The organism is Blastococcus goldschmidtiae (assembly GCF_031845325.1).
Lineage (GTDB): Bacteria > Actinomycetota > Actinomycetes > Mycobacteriales > Geodermatophilaceae > Blastococcus > Blastococcus goldschmidtiae.
On sequence record NZ_JAVREI010000003.1, the window covers coordinates 124,427 to 139,619 of the forward strand.

Below are 15,193 nucleotides of genomic sequence, written 5' to 3' on the forward strand. Positions count from 1 at the left end.
TCGCGTTGCAGGGAGGCCGGCACGACCGACCACGTCGGCGATGCGGCCATGAGGTTCGGGCCGCCGCTGGAAGCTGGGAGGGCTGGCGGAGCGCGAGCGAATCGGCGCGTGTGTGGCTGGGACGAACGCTGTCGCAGGCGCTCCTGATCGACGTCGACAACGCCACGCTCCGTCTGCTGCGGCATCCTGGCCAACTGGTGCCTCGCCCGGACGGCGGGACGGTGACCCCCACCCGCCGCGACCTCGTGGCTCCCCCCGGAGCCGGGCGCGTCAGACTGGTAGCTCCGCGCCTGGCCGATCGAGGGAGACATGAGCCGCACTGATGCCCGCGCACTGCGCGACCTCGTGCTCGACCCGGGCTCGTGGCGGTCCTGGGACTCCCCCATCCCGGTGCGGGACGTCCCGGAGGAGTACGCGCAGGAGCTGGCCCGCGCGGCGGAGAAGACCCGCCAGGACGAGTCGATCATCACCGGCGAGGGGTTGCTCCGTGGCCGCCGCGTCGCCGTGGTCGCCGGGGAGTTCGGCTTCCTCGCGGGCTCCATCGGGGTCGCCGCCGCCGACCGGCTGATCGCGGCCGTCGAGCGGGCGACCGACGAAGGGCTGCCGCTGCTGGCCGCCCCGGTGTCCGGTGGCACCCGCATGCAGGAGGGCACCGTCGCCTTCCTGCAGATGATCGGCATCACCGCGGCGATCGCGCGGCACAAGCAGGCCGGTCTCCCCTACCTGGTCTACCTGCGCAACCCCACCTTCGGCGGGGTCCTGGCCTCCTGGGGCTCGCTCGGGCACGTGACCATCGCCGAGCCGGGCGCCTCGATCGGGTTCCTCGGCCCGCGGGTGTTCGAGGCCCTGTACGGGGAGCCGTTCCCCGACGGCGTGCAGACGGCGGAGAACATGGCCGAGCACGGGCTCATCGACGCCGTCGTCCCGCACGACGAGATCGCCGAGGTCGCCGACCGGGCCCTGCGCGTGCTCGCGGCCCGGCAGACCTGGCACGTCGACGTCGCCTCCGCCGGGCGGCCCGGCCCGGAGGACGACGCCGACGCCGGCGACACCCGCACGGCGTGGGAGGTGGTGACCGCGTCGCGGCGGGCCGACCGCCCGGGCGTGCGCCGGCTGCTGCGCGCCGCGGCCACCGACGTCGTCGGCCTGTCCGGCACCGGGGCCGGGGAGAAGGACCCGGGCCTGCTGCTGGCCCTGGCCCGGTTCGGCGGGGCGCCCTGCGTGGTGCTGGGGCAGGACCGGCGCGGCCAGTCGACGGCGGCGCCCCTGGGGCCGGCCGCACTGCGCGAGGCGCGGCGCGGCATGCACCTGGCCCAGGAACTGCGGCTGCCGCTGGTGACGCTGATCGACACCCCCGGCGCCGCGCTGTCCCGGGAGGCCGAGGAGGGCGGGCTGGCCGGCGAGATCGCCCGCTGCCTGCAGGACCTGGTGATGCTGCAGGCGCCGACGCTGGCCGTGCTGCTCGGGCAGGGCACCGGCGGTGGCGCGCTGGCGCTCGTGCCGGCCGACCGGGTGCTCGCCGCGGCCAACGGCTGGCTCGGGCCGCTGCCGCCGGAGGGTGCCTCGGCGATCGTGCACCGCGACACCGACCACGCCGGCGAGATGGCCGCGCACCAGGGCGTGCGGGCCACCGATCTGCGCCGGGCGGGGATCGTCGACCGCGTCGTCCCCGAGCGCCCGGACGCCGCCGACGAGCCGACCGAGTTCTGCCTGCGGCTGGGACGGGTGCTGGGCGAGGAGCTCGCCGGGCTGCTCGGCCGCGACGACACCGAGCGCTTCCGCACCCGGCTGCACCGGTACCGCCACCTGGGCCGCTGATCACTCGTCCGACGCGACGATCAGGTGACCTGATCGTGGCGCCTCCTCCCTCACGGTGGACGGTGAGGGAGGACGCCCGGAGGTGAGGGAGGACGACGACGGTGCAGGCTCAGCGCGGGAGCTCGTCGCCCTCCTGGAAGCGCAGGCTGCGGTCGGGGTCGAGCCGGTCCAGCACCGCGCGGAACGCATCACCCAGCACGCGGGTCTGCTCGCCGGTGAGCGGGGCGAACAGCGCCTCCCGGACGGCGTCGACATGGCCGGGGGCCAGCTTCTGGACGACATCCCAGCCAGCGTCGGTGAGGACGGCGAGGTTGCCGCGGCCGTCCTCGGCCGGGCGCTGCCGCCGCACCCAGCCCCGCTCCTCGAGCCGGGCCACCGTGTGCGAGAGCCGGCTCTGCGACTGGTTCGACCGGCGGGCCAGGTCGCTCATCCGCCGGCTGCGGTCGGGCGCCTCGGAGAGCATCGCGAGCACGATGTAGGCGGCGTGGCTGATGCCGGCGTCGCGCTGCAGCTGGGCGTCCAGGGCGCGGGGCAGCAGCTCCGACACCGAGAGCCAGGCCCGCCAGGTCTGCTGCTGGTCCTCGTCGAGCCACCGCTGCGCCACGGCGGAGACCGTACTGGCCACCCGCGCGCACCCACCACGGTCACGGGCGGGGGTTCACCCGGGTCCAGCCGCGTTCGTCGCGGCGCCCGCCCAGCGCGGCCCGGCACCGCCGGCAGACCGCCTGCACCTCCTCCGCGTGCCGGCCGCTCTCCGGCTGGACGTCGGCCCAGCCGACGTGCGGGAAGCGGCGCAGCCCCGACCTGTGCAGGGACAGCCCGCACACCGTCTCGTTGCGCCCCTGCTGCCAGCCGTGCACCTCACCGGCCGGGTACCGGATGCCGTCCTCGGGGTCGACCCACTGGTCCGCTGCCGCCACCGCCGCGCTCGCTGCCACGGGAGGACCGTTACCCGGCCCCCCCGGTCTCACCGCGCGTCAGTCGTTGCAGCGCTCGATCAGCACGTACGAGGGGTCGCCGGCGACCCCGAGCGCGTTCAGGCTGCCCCCACCAGCCGCCTCGGCTATCACGCGCGGCTCCTCGTCGTCCCCGACGAGCCCCTCGCTGGTGAAGCCGGTGGTGTCGGTGAACTGCTCCAGGTAGCCGCGCATGACCGGCATGAGCTCGCCCGTCACCTCGAGCACCGCGACGTATCCACCGGTCGTGCATCCGGACGGGAGCGGGTCGGTGACCAGCTCGCTGCCCTCCACGATGTGGAGGGGCGGAACATCCGTCGATGGCGCCAGATCGGGCGCGAGCTCGTCGTCCGTGGGCGACGCCACCGGGCCCTCCGCCGCGAGAGCGGGCCGCTCCGGGACCTCGTTCGAGTGCTGGTCGGTCTCGAGGACGATGTAGCCCGTGCCGTCCGCTTCGCCCAGGCCCCGCACGGACAGCACGGACACCTCCGACTCGGACATCTCCAGGCCCGACGCCGCGCACTCGGTCCGGAACCTGCCCTCGACCGGGTCGTCCTCGGTCGCGTCGTCCCCCACGATCTGGTCGTCCTCCCCGTCGTCGGGGCCGCTGCACTCCGCATCCACGCCGCCGCCCTCGGAGCCCACCGGGTAGCCCAGCTCCTCGGCCTGCCGGACGTACCCCTCGAAGACGCGCGGCAGGTCGCCGTCGACACGGAGGACCGCCAGTTGACCCGCTGCGCCGCGGGGGAACACCGCACCGACCAGGCCCGACCCCGGCTCGATCTCGAACCCGTCGGCGAGCGCCCCGCTGGTGCGCACGACCTCCTCGGGCGATCCGGAGCACCCGGCGAGGGCCAGCACGAGGGCCGCTCCCACGATCAGTTCCCGGGCGGCACGGGCACCGCGTGAGGTGGCGCCGCTGACCTGGTCGCTACGTCGCATGCGCGGATCACACCGCAGAACGGCACCGCCGTCCACCGGCTCGCCGGGCTTCCCCGCCGTGGACGGCACGCGCGCCGACGACGGTGCGTGGACGCACGGCCACCGGATGGCGCATCATTGGCAGTCGCCGGGCGAGAGTGCCAGCCCCGGCACCGACCTCCGCTCGACCAGGGAGCCCAGCACCGTGCCCACGTACCAGTACGCCTGCACCAACCCCGAGGGGAAGCACGAGTTCGAGGTCGTGCAGTCGTTCACCGACGCCGCGCTGACCGAGTGCCGCGAGTGCGGTGCGCCGGTGCGCAAGGTCTACGGCTCCGTCGGCGTCGTCTTCAAGGGCTCGGGTTTCTACCGGACCGACAGCCGCAAGGCCTCGTCGGCCTCGGAGACCGCGTCCTCCAGCTCCTCGTCGTCGGACAGCTCCTCGTCGGCCGGTTCCACCCCGGCGACACCGGCCGCGAGCAAGCCCGCCACGACCTCCGGCAGCGGGGCCAAGGCCGCCGACTGACCCGGCCCCGTCCACAACCGGCGGGTCCGTCCACATCTGGTCCGCCGCTCCCCCGCTGGCGTGCCGGCCGGGGAAGGCTCGGGACATGCGCTTCCGCCGCCCCCGCTCCCCGGCCGCCCTTGCCCGGCGGGTCGCCGCCGCCGTGCTGGCCGCGGTCGCGCTGGTGCTCGCGCTGCGTCCGGGGCCACCGGCGGGCGCGGCGGCACCGGAAGCGCAACCGGTGGTGGTCGCGGCACGGTCGCTGGACGCCGGCCGGCCGCTGGGCGAGGACGACCTGGCCCTGGCCCGCTACCCGCCCGGCACGGCCCCCGCCGGTGTGGTCGCCGAGCCCGGCCTGCTGGTGGGCCGGGTGCTCGCCGGCCCGATCGGTGCGGGCGAGCCGCTCACGGGTACCCGGCTGGTCGGGCCTGGTCTCACCACGCTGCTGCCGCAGGGGCAGGTGGCAGCCCCCGTCCGGCTCGCCGACCTGGCCGTGGCCGCGCTCGTGCGCACCGGCGACCGGGTCGACGTGCTGGCCACCGGTCCCGGCGCCGTCGAGGCCGAGACCCTGGCATCGGGAGTGCGCGTCCTGGCCGCCGGTGGATCGGGTGAGGACCCGACGGCGGGACTCCTGCTGGTGGCCGTCGACGCCGGCACGGCGGCCCGGCTGGCCGCGGCGGCGACCAGCGCGACGCTCACGGTGAGCCTCCCGCCACCCTGATCCGTCGCGGCTCCCGCGGGCAGCCCCCGCAGCGCTGTTGGATGGCGCCCATGATCAAGGGCTTCAAGGACTTCCTGCTCCGCGGCAACGTCATCGACCTGGCCGTCGCCGTCGTCATCGGCGCCGCCTTCACCGCGCTGGTCGGCTCTTTCACCACCTCCTTCCTCGAGCCGCTCATCGGGCTCGTAAGCGGCGGCGGCGTCGACGGCGGCATCTACAAGGTGGACGAGCAGGAGTTCACCTGGGGCAGCTTCGTCAATGAGCTCATCACCTTCGTGCTGACCGCCGCGGTCCTCTACTTCGTGGTGGTCACCCCGATGAAGCGGCTGCTGGAGCGCCGCGCCGCGGGCGAGGAGCCCGGCCCGGTCGTCCCCACCCAGGTCGAGCTGCTCGAGGAGATCCGCGACCTGCTGCGCGCGCAGCAGGTGGGGACCGACCGGAGCGGCCCTCCTGCAGGGTCCCGCCGCGAGCCTGCGAGTGGCGGGGGGCAGGAGGGTCCTTGATCAGTCGCTGCCCCAGTGCGGCGGCCGGTCCTCCAGATAGCGCCGGTCGCTGTCGGAGGGCTCGGCCGCCCGGTCGCCCCAGCCCACGTCGCTGTCGTCGGGCGCCCGGCGCGCGGCTGCGGGCGGCGCGGGAACCGCCGGGGTCTCGTCGGGCAGCGGCTGCCCGAGACCCTCGAGCACCTCCGCCGACGGCAGTGCCGCGAGCACCGCACCCGGGACGGCGAGCTTGCTCCCCCGGGTGCCCGAGCCGACCACCACGAGATCGGCCGCGGCGACGGCGGCGTCGATCAGCACCGGCCACGACGAGGGCAGCCCGACCGGGGTGATGCCGCCGTAGGCCATGCCGCTCTCGGCGACGGCGACGTCCTGGGGGGCGAACGAGGCCTTCCGCGCCCCCAGGTGGCGACGGGCCAGCCCGTTGACGTCGGCGCGCGTGGTGGCCAGGACCAGGCAGGCGGCGAGCGTGGTCTGACCGGCGCGACGGGCCGCCACCACCACGCAGTTCGCCGAGGCCTCCGCCGGCACCCCGTAGGCGTCGGTGAACGCCGCGGTGTCGGCCAGCTCGTCGTCGATCGCGGCGACCCAGGCGGGACCGGTGAGCTGGGACAGGGCAGCGGCGACCGGAGCTCCCAGCAGGTCGGGGTGCTCGGCGGCGGGCAGCCAGGTCAGGGAGCCCAGGACGGGCGGGATCGCGGCCACGCCCCGATCCTGCGCCAGCGCGGATATCGGCTGCACCGCGGGGTCGGCCGGGCCAGGATCATCACCATGATCGGTCAGCTGCACTCCGTCGTGATCGACGCGCCCGACGCCCACGCCCTCGCCGGCTTCTACGCCGACCTGCTCGGGATGGAGGTGAAGGGAGAGCCCGGGGACGAGTGGGTCGTGGTCACCGGCGCCGGCTACCGGATCGCCTTCCAGCAGGCCCCCGACCTGCGCCCGCCGGACTGGCCCGACCCCGAGCGCCCCCAGCAGTTCCACCTGGACGTCCGCGTCGCCGACATCGCCGAGGCCGAGCCGAGGGTGCTCGCCCTGGGCGCTCGCCGGCTGCCCGGTGAGGGCGGCGACTTCCGCGTCTACGCCGACCCGGCCGGCCACCCGTTCTGCCTGGTGTGGGACGCGTGACCGCCGACCAGCCGCCGACCCCGCCGCCCTTCGTGGCCGCGATGGGTTTCCGGACGGAGGAGAAGAGCGGCACCCGGGTGACCGGGCACGCCGTGTTCGGTCCCGATCAGCACACCCCGTGGGGCGTGGTGCACGGCGGCGTCTACTGCGCGATCGTCGAGACCGCGGCCAGCATCGGGGCGAGCGAGGCGGTGCGCGATCAGGGCCAGTTCTCCGTCGGCGTCAACAACAACACCGACTTCATCCGCTCGATGGTCGAGGGGCGCGTGGACGTCGTCGCCGAGCCGGTGCAGCAGGGGCGCACCCAGCAGCTCTGGCAGGTGACACTGACCCGCACCGACGACGGCAAGCTCGTCGCCTGGGGCCAGGTCCGCCTGCAGAACATCCCCCTGCCCGGGAGCTAGGAGACCGCCGCCGGGTCGAGCACGACGCGGAACAGGGCGCGGGGGTCCTGCAGCGTGGCCGGCGGGCGCGCCGCCGAGCGCGGCACCACCCGCTCCCAGCGAGCCGGCCGCCGGTGCGGCAGGAGCTCGCGGCCCTGGAAGAGGTAGTCCCCCACGACCTCGCCCAGCAGCAGCCCGGCGCCGTGCTCGACGGGCAGCGCGACGCGGTCTTCGGGCACCATCTCGTCGAGGAAGGCCGAGAGCTGGCGCAGGTCCTTGGCCGGCCGGCGGCCGGAGATCTCCTTGGACAGGTTCCGCAGCTCGACGGGGTCCAGCCCCGTGGCGTCGACGTCGATGCCCGACTGGGTGCCCAGCCCCACCACGCCGGCGGCCAGGCAGGCGCCCAGCTCGTTGTGCGCCCGCGGCCGCACCACCCACACGCCGACGCCCTCGGGTGCCGGTGACGGCGGCACGTCGTCGGAGCCGGGCCACTTGTACGGCAGGTCGTCGGGATCGCCGGGGAACCGGGGGCGGTAGAAGTCCGGGTCCTTGGCCAGCAGGTTCGACCGGTGCGAGAGGTGCAGCTCCTCGTCGCCGACCCAGCTGGGGAGGAGCCCGGTGGCGGCCGCCTGCTCCTGGGTCATGGACGCGGCGTCGGGGGCGAACTCGGCGATGAGGGTCTCGGTGGTGTCGGCGAAGCCGCGCTCCCGCCAGACGCGCACCATCGCCAGCGAGTAGACGACCAGCCCCGCGGTGTGTCCCCGCCACATGGTGACCACCGGGTGATTGGCCCACCCGTAGTCCGGTAGCTCGAGGGCGCGCAGCACCTGCAGGCACTCCACGCGCTGCTTGCCGAGCCGGGGGTTGTCCAGGTGACGGGCGGACTCGGTGAAGTCGGCGACCGGCAGGAAGGTCTGCATCGTCAGCGGTGCTGCCCCTGCGGCGGCGGGCTCAACCGTCGAGGTGGCGCAGCGCCGTCTCCCAGCGGTCCCTCCGCTCCGCGTCGGACTGCTCCCACCAGGCGGTGCCGCGCTCTCCCAGCCCCGTCTTGGCCAGCTGCACCCGCGCCCGGGCGGCGGCCACCGCGGCGTCGTCCCCCGCCGACCTCGCCGTCCGCACCCCGGACCGGCCGACGCCCAGGTGGTGCAGCAGCCGCTCGCGGACGTCCTCGGGCAACGCCGGGTCCGCGGTCCGCCAGCGCCGTCCGTCGACGACGACGAACCGCCCGTCGTCGGTGCGCTCGACCACGCGGGTCATCCGGCCAGGCGTCCGGCCAGTGCCGGGAGGACCTCCCCGAGCGGGGCGTCGACCCGGACGTCGGCCCTGGCGTCGCCACGGGTGGGGCCGGCGTTGACGATCGCCACCGGCACGCCCAGCGACGCTGCGCGCAGCACGAACCGGTAGCCGCTCATCACGGTCAAGGACGAGCCGAGCACCACGAGGCTGCCGGCCTGCTCCACCAGCGCGAAGCAGTGGTCCACGCGGTCCCGGGGCACCGTCTCCCCGAAGAACACGACGTCGGGCTTGAGCAGGTCCTCGTCGCACGCGAGGCACTCGACCATCACGAAGCCGTCGAGCAGCTCGTCGGGGAGCTCGGCGTCGCCGTCGGGGTTGATTCCGTCGACCCGCGGTCCGAATCCGGGGTTGGCCGCCCGCAGCCGCTCGTCGAGCGCCCCGCGGTCGGCGACGTCGCCGCAGCCCAGGCACACCGTGCGGTCCAGCCCGCCGTGCAGCTCGACGACGTCCGTGGCGCCGCCGGCCTGGTGCAGACCGTCGACGTTCTGCGTGATCAGGCCGCCCAGCAACCCGGCGGCCTGCAGCGCACCCACCGCGCGGTGCCCGTCGTTGGGTCGCGCGTCGCGCATCTGCCGCCAGCCGACGAAGCTGCGCGCCCAGTACCGGTGCCGCCCGCGGGGGTCGCGGGTGAAGGTCTGGTACGTCATCGGCGTGTGCCGGCGCAGGCTCCCGGTGGCGCCGCGGTAGTCCGGGATCCCCGAGTCGGTGGACAGGCCCGCACCGGACAGGACGACGACGTCGCCGTCGGCCACCAGGTCGGCCAGAGCGTCCAGCGGGGTGCCGGTCGCGGCAGCGGACGGAGCGAGGGTCACCGGCCCATGGTCCCCGCGAATCGGGGCCCGCGCCCGGATCAGCCGGCGGCGAGCTCCGCGTCGAGCCTGTGCAGCAGATCGACGTAGACCCGGCCCAGGCCCTTGGGCGCAAAGGTGCGCTCGAAGAAGCCGCCGATGCCGCCGGCGCCGTCCCAGGTCGTGCGCACCTTCACGGTGGATCCGCCGGTGCCCGCGGGCAGCACCGTCCAGGTGGTCACCATCGAGGAGTTCCGGTCGGTCTCCACGAGGGTGCCGAGCGCCGGCTCGGTGACGTCGAGCAGTTGGTCGCGCACCCGCTTGGAGGTCGCGGCGAACCTCCAGTGCACCGTCGTGCCGGCGCCGTGTCCGCCGGTCTCGACGCGGTAGTCGCTGAACTGCACGGGCAGGATCCGCGGACGGACCGTCTCGTAGTCCGCCAGCGCCCGGCTCACCTGCTCGGCGGGTGCGGACATCATTTTCTCGGCGTTGACGACGACCTGGCTCATGCCGCCCATCCTCTCGCGGAGCCGGACGCCGCGGTCACGCGGTCACCACCTCGCGCGGCGGGAACAACCGGCGCAGCACGTCGGACAGCGTGAGCACCCCGACGACGGCGTCGGCGTCCGTGACGACGGCGAGGTGGTTGCGGGTCTCGCGCATCGCCGTGAGCGCGGCGTGCACCGTGGTGTCCGCCGCCAGGCTGAACACCGGCCGGACGAACTCCGCCACGGGCGCCTCGTCGGCCGCGGTGAGGGTGTCGCGGACGTGCACCACACCGTCGATGCGGTTCCCGTCGCGGGTCAGGATGCGCAGGTGGCCGGTGCGTCGGGTGGCCGCGCGCACCTCACCCGCCGTGGCCCCCGAGGGCACGGCCGCCAGCGCCGCGTGGGGGTCGAGGAGCTCCCGCACGGTGAGCTGCTCCAGCTCCAGGACTCCGGAGATCTGCTCGGAGAAGCTGGCGTCCAGCGCGCCGACGTTCGCCGAGTGCTCGACCAGGTGCCGCAGCGCGCCGGGGCTGTGGCCCACGGCGAGCTCCTCGACGGCGTCCACGCCGACCCAGCGCAGCAGCCGGTTCGCCGCCGCGTTCAACCCCCGCAGCAGCGGCCGGAAGACCGCCATGAAGGCGCGCATCGGGACGGCGAGCAGCGTGGCCGAGCGCTCGGGGTGCGCGATCGCCCACGACTTGGGGGCCATCTCGCCCACCACCAGGTGGATAAAGGTGACGACCAGCAGGGCGAGGACGAACCCGACGACGTCGGCAGCGACCAGCGGCAGCCCCCAGTCCTCGAACAGCGGCGTGAGCCAGTGGTGCACCGCCGGCTTGCTGATGGCACCGAGCGCCAGCGTCGCGGCGGTGATGCCGAGCTGCGAGCCGGCCAGCAGGAGGGTGAGCTCCGCGGAGTTCCGCAGCGCGGCCCGCGCGGCACGGCTCGTGGGCGCGGCCTCCTCGAGCCGGTGCCGTTTGGCGGCGAGCGCGGCGAACTCGACCGCCACGAAGAACGCGCTCAGCGCGACGATCACGACCGTGGCGGTGACGACGACCCACGGGTTGTCGGTCATCGGGAGGACTCCTCGGTGGTGGTGGCCGCGTCCTGGGCGGCAGCAGTGCGGTCGGGAAGTTCGAGACGCACGCGCGAGGGCACGTGCCGCTCCACCTCGAGCACCTCGACGCTGAGCAGCCGTACCTCCGGGTCGTCCTCGCGCACGAGGTCGCCCGGGTCCGGCGGGAGTTCGATGGTGAGCCGGGTGCCGGGCCCGGGCAGGGTGCCGGCCGCGGCGATGACGAGTCCGGCGATGGTCTCGTAGTCGCCGCGGGGCAGGTCGACGGCGAGTGCGCGCTCGACCTCGTCCACGTGGACGTCGCCGGGCATCTCCCAGATCCCGTCGCCCTCGACCGGGACGTAGTCGGGGCGCTCCTCGTCGTGCTCGTCGGTGATCTCCCCGACGAGCTCCTCGGCGAGGTCCTCGAGGGTGATCACGCCGGCGAAGCCGCCGTACTCGTCGATGACGCAGGCCATCCTGTCCTCCGTGTCCGAGAGCCGGCGCAGCGCATCGGGCAGCGAGGTGAAGGTGGAGACCACCAGGGAGGGCCGGGCCACGGCGGTCACCGGCGCGTCGTCGGGCGCCGTCGTCGTCAGCAGGTCGACGAGGTGCACCACGCCGACCACGTCACCGGTCGCGGTGTCCAGCACCGGATAGCGGGAGTGGCCCTGCGCCATCAGCTCGCGCAGGTGGCCGATCGTGTCGGTGATCGCGATCGTGCCCACCCGCGGCCGCGGGATCATGGCGTGCTCGACGTCGCGGTTGGGGAAGTCGAGGATGCGGTCGAGCATCATCGACAGCTCCGCGGGCAGGTTCCCGCTCTCCCTGGACTCCTCGAGGATGTGCTCGAGGTCGCGGGCGGTGGCGGCGTGCTCGACGTCGTGCACCGGCTCGATCTTGAGCGCCTTGAGCAGCAGGTTCGACGCCTGGTCGAAGACCCAGATCAGCCAGCCGAACAGCTTGAGGTACAGCACGGTGGAGGTCGCCAGCCACAGCGCGACCGGCTCCGGCTTGGCGATCGCGAGGTTCTTCGGGAACAGCTCCCCGAACAGCATCTGCACCAGCGTGGAGAACAGCAGCGCCAGGACCGCGCCGATGCCGACGCTCACCCCGGCGGGCACGTTCGCACCGCCCAGCAGCGCGCCGAGCGACTCACCGATCAGCGGCTCGGCCACGTAGCCGACGAGCAGCCCGGTCACGGTGATGCCGAGCTGCGCGCCCGAGAGCATGAACGACGTGCGGCGGGTCACGCTCAGCGAGCGTTCGGCAGCCGCGTCACCATCGGCGGCACGGGCGGCCAGCGTCGAGCGGTCGACCGCCATGTAGGCGAACTCCTGGGCCACGAAGTACCCCGTGACGGCGGTGATCGCCAGGACGACCAGCACACCCAGCAGCAGAGACAGGAGTTCCATCACCGGCCACGCACCCCCTCACCGGCGGAGGAAGTCGTGGCCCGGGGACTGTGACTGGTACTCATGTCTCTCTTCGACGAGATGGTGGGCGCCGTGCGGCACTCGCGGGGGTCAACGGTCGTACCCGGCGCGACGTTCCGCGACTCGGCGAGTCATCCGTGCTGCTGCCCGCCGCCGTGGAACCGGTGGACGACGGCGTGACCCTTGCCGCGCCCGATCAGCCAGCGGTTGACCGGAACGGTGACGACGAAGGCGACCCCGTCGGCGCTACCGGGCGGCCGTGACCGCGTCCTCGACCGGCTCGTACAGCTCGGCGGCGAGCGACATCCCGAGCTCCGCCTCCGCCTCGAGCACCAGGTAGGCGCCGAACCCGCCGTCGAGGTCGAGCCACGGCACCGTCCCGTACGCGCCGGCGTCGGTGATGCGGTCGCTGTCGTCGCGGTCGACCCACCAGCCGAAGCCGTACCCCGTGCCGGTCATGGTCTCCCCGCCGAACACCTCGCCGATCCGGTCGGTCTGCATGCGCTCCACCGACTCCGGCTCCAGCACCTGTGTGTCGCCGCAGCGGCCGTCCCGCAACTGCATGAGGAGCAGCTGCGCGTAGTCGGCCGGCTGGATGTACAGCCCGCCCTCCATGTGGGGGTTCTCGGTCGGGGCCAGCACGCCCACGTCGCCGTCGAAGCCGGCCGGGTAGCCGAACCCGCCGGCGCCGAGCTGGGTCCAGTGGTTGTTGTAGCCCAGCGACTCGACACCGCACGGCGCGATGTAGGTCTCCTCGAGGAGCTGCGACCAGGTCTTGCCGGAGACGCTCTCGGCCACGGCCCCGGCGATCTGCCACTGCACGCCGCCGTAACGGAACTCGGTGTCGGGCGGCACGATGGCGCCGTCGTCCTCGGGCGTCGCCCAGGCGGTGGCCGCGCAGACCTCCAGCTCCGCCGTGGGCAGGAACTGGCAGAGGTACGGCCCGTACGCGGGGGTGGGCAGGAGTCCCACGAGGCCCGAGCTGCCCGAGAGCAGCTGGGCGACCGTGATCTCGGGGTTGTGGCCCGCCGCCCAGTCGACGTACTCGGCGATCGGCTGGTCGAGGTCGAGCAGGTCCTGGTCGGCGAGGCGGGCGAGGACCCCGGCCGTGACCATCTTCGACGCCGAGGCGACGAGGGACACCCGGTCGGCGTCGAACTCGCCGAAGTACTGCTCGCTCACGATCCCGTCGTCCTTCTCGACGACGACCAGACCGGCGCCCTCCAGGTCGTGCTCGGCGAGGAAGGCCTCGACGATCGGCTCGACCGCCGAGAAGTCGTACTCGCGGGCGTCCGCCGTCGAGGTCGGCGCGGCCTCCGCCGACGACGTCGGCCCGTCGCTCGAGCACCCCGCGGCCACGACGAGCCCGAGCACGGCGAGCGCGCCGGCAGTGCGCCTCCCCCGGCCGAGCGACGGGAGCCGACGACGGGACTGGATGGGGGTGGAGGTCACGATGCCTCTTTCGCCGTGGAGGGACGACGTCCGGGCCGGAGGTCCCGAGCGGGACACACCATGCCACGGACCCGCCACGGCCACCCAGCACCACGTCGCCGCGGTCGCCGACCCGCGCGGCGCCTGATCCGGTCCGCGCCCGCCGCCCGCAGGACACCGGCGATCGGCCCGCTCGTCATCCGGCGGTCGTCGGCGCTGACCACATTCGCGAGGACGTGTCCCGCGACCCTGGAGAACTCCGTGCCTTCTCGCCCTGCCCGATCCCTCGTCTGCGCGGTGCCCGCCGTCGCTGCCCTGATCGCCGCGACCGCGAGCCCCGCGGCTGCGGCACCCGGCGGGGCGAACCGCGCCTTCACCGAGGTGGCCACCTTCGCGGTGGACGGTGAGGTCGCCGAGATCCTCGCGGTCACCCCGAACGGCCGCGCGCTGCTCTACACCGACAGCGCCACCGAGGAGGTGGGGCTGGTCGACCTGACCCGCCCGGCGCACCCCCGCACCCTCGGCACCGTCGCGGTGGGCGGAGAGCCGACGTCGGTCGCCGTCACCCGCGACGGGCGCCACGCCCTGGCCGTGGTGGACACGAGCCCCTCGTTCACCCAGCCCTCCGGTGAGCTGGCCGTGATCGACCTGCGCACGCGCACGGTGATCCGGGCCATCCCCCTCGGCGGGCAGCCGGACTCGATCGCGATCAGCCCCAAGGGTTCGGTCGCCGCCGTCGCCATCGAGAACCAGCGCGACGAGGACGTCGAGGTCGACGGCGTCGAGGGCGGCCTCCCCCAGGCACCCGCCGGCTTCCTCGCCGTGGTGGACCTGCACGGGGCACCCGCGCGCTGGACGGTCGACCGGGTCGAGCTGACCGGCCTCGAGGGCGCCCGGCACCCGGAGGACCCCGAGCCCGAGTACGTCGACATCAACAGGACGGGCCTCGCGGCGGTCACCCTGCAGGAGAACAACGCCGTGGCGCTGGTCGACCTCCACGCGCGCCGCGTCGTGGACTCGTGGACCGCAGGCACCGTGACGCGCACCGACGCCGACACGGCCGACGACGGCGTCGTCAGCTTCGGTGACCCGTTCGATGCACCGCGCGAGCCCGACGCCGTCCAGTGGACCCCGGACGGCAACCTGATCACCGCCGACGAGGGCGACCTCGCCGAGGAGCCCAGCGGCGGGCGCGGGTGGACGGTCTTCTCACCCGAGGGGCAGGTCCTCTTCACGGCCGGGGCCGGCGCGGAGCAGGCCCTCGCCGACGCCGGTCGCTACCCCGACGGCCGCAGCGACGACAAGGGAGCGGAGTTCGAGGGGGCGGAGGTCGCCTCCCTGCGCGGAACCGACTACTCCTTCATCGGCTCGGAGCGCGGCGACTCGGTGCTGGTCTACGACATCGCCGACGAGTCGGAGCCGGAGCTGCTGCAGGTGCTGCCGACGGGTGCGGCACCCGAGGGGCTGCTCGCGGTCCAGCGCCAGCACCTGTTCCTGACGAGCAACGAGGACGACGGGACGATCTCGATCTTCCGGCTCGGCGGACGCTGAGGAGCCGGCCAGGGGACGGCGTCCCGTCCCCCGGCCGGCCGAGCGGGACGGCGGGACGACACGACGTCCTGGTGCCCCCGGCAGGATTCGAACCTGCGACACACGGTTTAGGAAACCGATGCTCTATCCCCTGAGCTACGGGGGCCTCGGCACGACGGGCGCGCGCGGGACCGACGGCGCAGAGGCTATCCGGTGACCCGCCCGGAACCGCCGCCCGACC

18 protein-coding genes and 1 tRNA gene are annotated in these 15,193 nt (G+C 74.3%); 7 read left to right on the top strand and 12 right to left on the bottom strand.

Annotated elements, in window-relative coordinates; translation table 11 throughout:
- The first annotated feature begins 309 nt into the window (after nt 1-309).
- Complete coding sequence (locus tag RM425_RS07485; protein WP_311344565.1) at nt 310-1,818, top strand: carboxyl transferase domain-containing protein; 1,509 nt, start codon at nt 310-312, stop codon at nt 1,816-1,818.
- A 109-nt stretch (nt 1,819-1,927) separates the two neighbouring features.
- On the opposite strand, the gene RM425_RS07490 is transcribed toward RM425_RS07485, so the two are convergent.
- The 3 genes from RM425_RS07490 to RM425_RS07500 are packed head-to-tail and all read right to left on the bottom strand — an operon-like array spanning nt 1,928 to nt 3,716.
- Nucleotides 1,928-2,422 (bottom strand): MarR family winged helix-turn-helix transcriptional regulator, encoded by a 495-nt coding sequence (locus RM425_RS07490; protein WP_311344566.1) that lies wholly within the window; start codon nt 2,420-2,422, stop codon nt 1,928-1,930.
- Nucleotides 2,423-2,462: 40 nt separating this feature from the next.
- A complete protein-coding gene (locus RM425_RS07495; protein WP_311344567.1) occupies nt 2,463-2,756 on the bottom strand; it encodes a hypothetical protein in 294 nt (97 codons plus the stop codon).
- A 39-nt stretch (nt 2,757-2,795) separates the two neighbouring features.
- On the bottom strand, nt 2,796-3,716 hold the full coding sequence (locus RM425_RS07500) for a hypothetical protein (protein ID WP_311344568.1): 921 nt from the start codon (nt 3,714-3,716) through the stop codon (nt 2,796-2,798).
- Nucleotides 3,717-3,900: 184 nt separating this feature from the next.
- Between RM425_RS07500 and RM425_RS07505 the strand changes: the two genes are divergently transcribed.
- From RM425_RS07505 to mscL, 3 genes are all read left to right on the top strand, one after another.
- Entirely contained in the window at nt 3,901-4,221 is a 321-nt protein-coding gene (locus RM425_RS07505) for an FmdB family zinc ribbon protein (protein WP_311344569.1), read from the top strand.
- A gap of 85 nt (nt 4,222-4,306) precedes the next feature.
- Nucleotides 4,307-4,921, top strand: a complete 615-nt coding sequence (cpaB, locus tag RM425_RS07510) for a Flp pilus assembly protein CpaB (protein WP_311344570.1) — start codon at nt 4,307-4,309, stop codon at nt 4,919-4,921.
- A gap of 41 nt (nt 4,922-4,962) precedes the next feature.
- Nucleotides 4,963-5,424, top strand: a complete 462-nt coding sequence (gene mscL / locus RM425_RS07515; RefSeq protein WP_311344571.1) for a large conductance mechanosensitive channel protein MscL — start codon at nt 4,963-4,965, stop codon at nt 5,422-5,424.
- Here mscL and RM425_RS07520 read toward each other — a convergent pair whose 3' ends face one another.
- Nucleotides 5,425-6,123, bottom strand: a complete 699-nt coding sequence (locus RM425_RS07520) for a YbaK/EbsC family protein (RefSeq protein ID WP_311344572.1) — start codon at nt 6,121-6,123, stop codon at nt 5,425-5,427. It lies immediately after the preceding gene.
- Between the two features lie 66 nt (nt 6,124-6,189).
- Here RM425_RS07520 and RM425_RS07525 point away from each other — a divergent pair, with 66 nt between their 5' ends.
- Nucleotides 6,190-6,546, top strand: a complete 357-nt coding sequence (locus RM425_RS07525) for a VOC family protein (RefSeq protein ID WP_311344573.1) — start codon at nt 6,190-6,192, stop codon at nt 6,544-6,546.
- Nucleotides 6,543-6,950, top strand: a complete 408-nt coding sequence (locus tag RM425_RS07530; RefSeq protein ID WP_311344574.1) for a PaaI family thioesterase — start codon at nt 6,543-6,545, stop codon at nt 6,948-6,950. The genes RM425_RS07525 and RM425_RS07530 overlap by 4 nt, the downstream gene beginning before the upstream one ends.
- On the opposite strand, the gene RM425_RS07535 is transcribed toward RM425_RS07530, so the two are convergent.
- The 7 genes from RM425_RS07535 to RM425_RS07565 all read right to left on the bottom strand — a co-directional run bounded on the left by RM425_RS07535 (nt 6,947) and on the right by RM425_RS07565 (nt 13,443).
- The gene (locus RM425_RS07535) at nt 6,947-7,849 is read right to left on the bottom strand and encodes an MSMEG_6728 family protein (RefSeq protein ID WP_311344575.1); all 903 of its coding nucleotides are present in this window, start codon (nt 7,847-7,849) and stop codon (nt 6,947-6,949) included. The genes RM425_RS07530 and RM425_RS07535 overlap by 4 nt on opposite strands.
- A 31-nt stretch (nt 7,850-7,880) precedes the next feature.
- Nucleotides 7,881-8,186, bottom strand: coding sequence for a biopolymer transporter Tol (locus RM425_RS07540; protein WP_311344576.1), 306 nt, complete (start codon nt 8,184-8,186; stop codon nt 7,881-7,883).
- Nucleotides 8,183-9,037, bottom strand: coding sequence for an NAD-dependent protein deacetylase (locus RM425_RS07545; protein ID WP_311344577.1), 855 nt, complete (start codon nt 9,035-9,037; stop codon nt 8,183-8,185). The genes RM425_RS07540 and RM425_RS07545 overlap by 4 nt, the downstream gene beginning before the upstream one ends.
- A 38-nt stretch (nt 9,038-9,075) precedes the next feature.
- A complete protein-coding gene (locus RM425_RS07550; protein ID WP_311344578.1) occupies nt 9,076-9,522 on the bottom strand; it encodes an SRPBCC family protein in 447 nt (148 codons plus the stop codon).
- A 34-nt stretch (nt 9,523-9,556) separates the two neighbouring features.
- Nucleotides 9,557-10,576, bottom strand: a complete 1,020-nt coding sequence (locus RM425_RS07555; RefSeq protein WP_311344579.1) for a hemolysin family protein — start codon at nt 10,574-10,576, stop codon at nt 9,557-9,559.
- Nucleotides 10,573-11,970 carry a hemolysin family protein gene (locus tag RM425_RS07560; protein WP_311344580.1) on the bottom strand — a complete coding sequence of 466 codons (1,398 nt, stop codon included), beginning with the start codon at nt 11,968-11,970 and terminating at the stop codon, nt 10,573-10,575. Before RM425_RS07560 ends, RM425_RS07555 begins: the two co-directional genes overlap by 4 nt.
- Before the next feature lie 267 nt (nt 11,971-12,237).
- Entirely contained in the window at nt 12,238-13,443 is a 1,206-nt protein-coding gene (locus RM425_RS07565; protein WP_311344581.1) for a serine hydrolase domain-containing protein, read from the bottom strand.
- 240 nt (nt 13,444-13,683) lie between these two features.
- On the opposite strand from RM425_RS07565, the gene RM425_RS07570 reads away from it, so the two are divergent.
- Nucleotides 13,684-14,973, top strand: coding sequence for a hypothetical protein (locus RM425_RS07570; RefSeq protein ID WP_311344582.1), 1,290 nt, complete (start codon nt 13,684-13,686; stop codon nt 14,971-14,973).
- Between the two features lie 69 nt (nt 14,974-15,042).
- Here RM425_RS07570 and RM425_RS07575 read toward each other — a convergent pair.
- Nucleotides 15,043-15,118: transfer RNA gene (locus tag RM425_RS07575), tRNA-Arg, on the bottom strand.
- Nucleotides 15,119-15,193 lie beyond the last annotated feature (75 nt).

What these genes read in the sequence shown, in the direction of transcription:
- RM425_RS07485 (WP_311344565.1), top strand. Translation starts at nt 310, where the DNA reads ATGAGCCGCACTGATGCCCGCGCACTGCGCGACCTCGTGCTCGACCCG.
- RM425_RS07500 (WP_311344568.1), bottom strand. Translation starts at nt 3,716, where the DNA reads ATGCGACGTAGCGACCAGGTCAGCGGCGCCACCTCACGCGGTGCCCGT.
- cpaB (WP_311344570.1), top strand. Translation starts at nt 4,307, where the DNA reads ATGCGCTTCCGCCGCCCCCGCTCCCCGGCCGCCCTTGCCCGGCGGGTC.
- mscL (WP_311344571.1), top strand. Translation starts at nt 4,963, where the DNA reads ATGGCGCCCATGATCAAGGGCTTCAAGGACTTCCTGCTCCGCGGCAAC.
- RM425_RS07525 (WP_311344573.1), top strand. Translation starts at nt 6,190, where the DNA reads ATGATCGGTCAGCTGCACTCCGTCGTGATCGACGCGCCCGACGCCCAC.
- RM425_RS07535 (WP_311344575.1), bottom strand. Translation starts at nt 7,849, where the DNA reads ATGCAGACCTTCCTGCCGGTCGCCGACTTCACCGAGTCCGCCCGTCAC.
- RM425_RS07540 (WP_311344576.1), bottom strand. Translation starts at nt 8,186, where the DNA reads ATGACCCGCGTGGTCGAGCGCACCGACGACGGGCGGTTCGTCGTCGTC.
- RM425_RS07550 (WP_311344578.1), bottom strand. Translation starts at nt 9,522, where the DNA reads ATGAGCCAGGTCGTCGTCAACGCCGAGAAAATGATGTCCGCACCCGCC.
- RM425_RS07555 (WP_311344579.1), bottom strand. Translation starts at nt 10,576, where the DNA reads ATGACCGACAACCCGTGGGTCGTCGTCACCGCCACGGTCGTGATCGTC.
- RM425_RS07560 (WP_311344580.1), bottom strand. Translation starts at nt 11,970, where the DNA reads ATGGAACTCCTGTCTCTGCTGCTGGGTGTGCTGGTCGTCCTGGCGATC.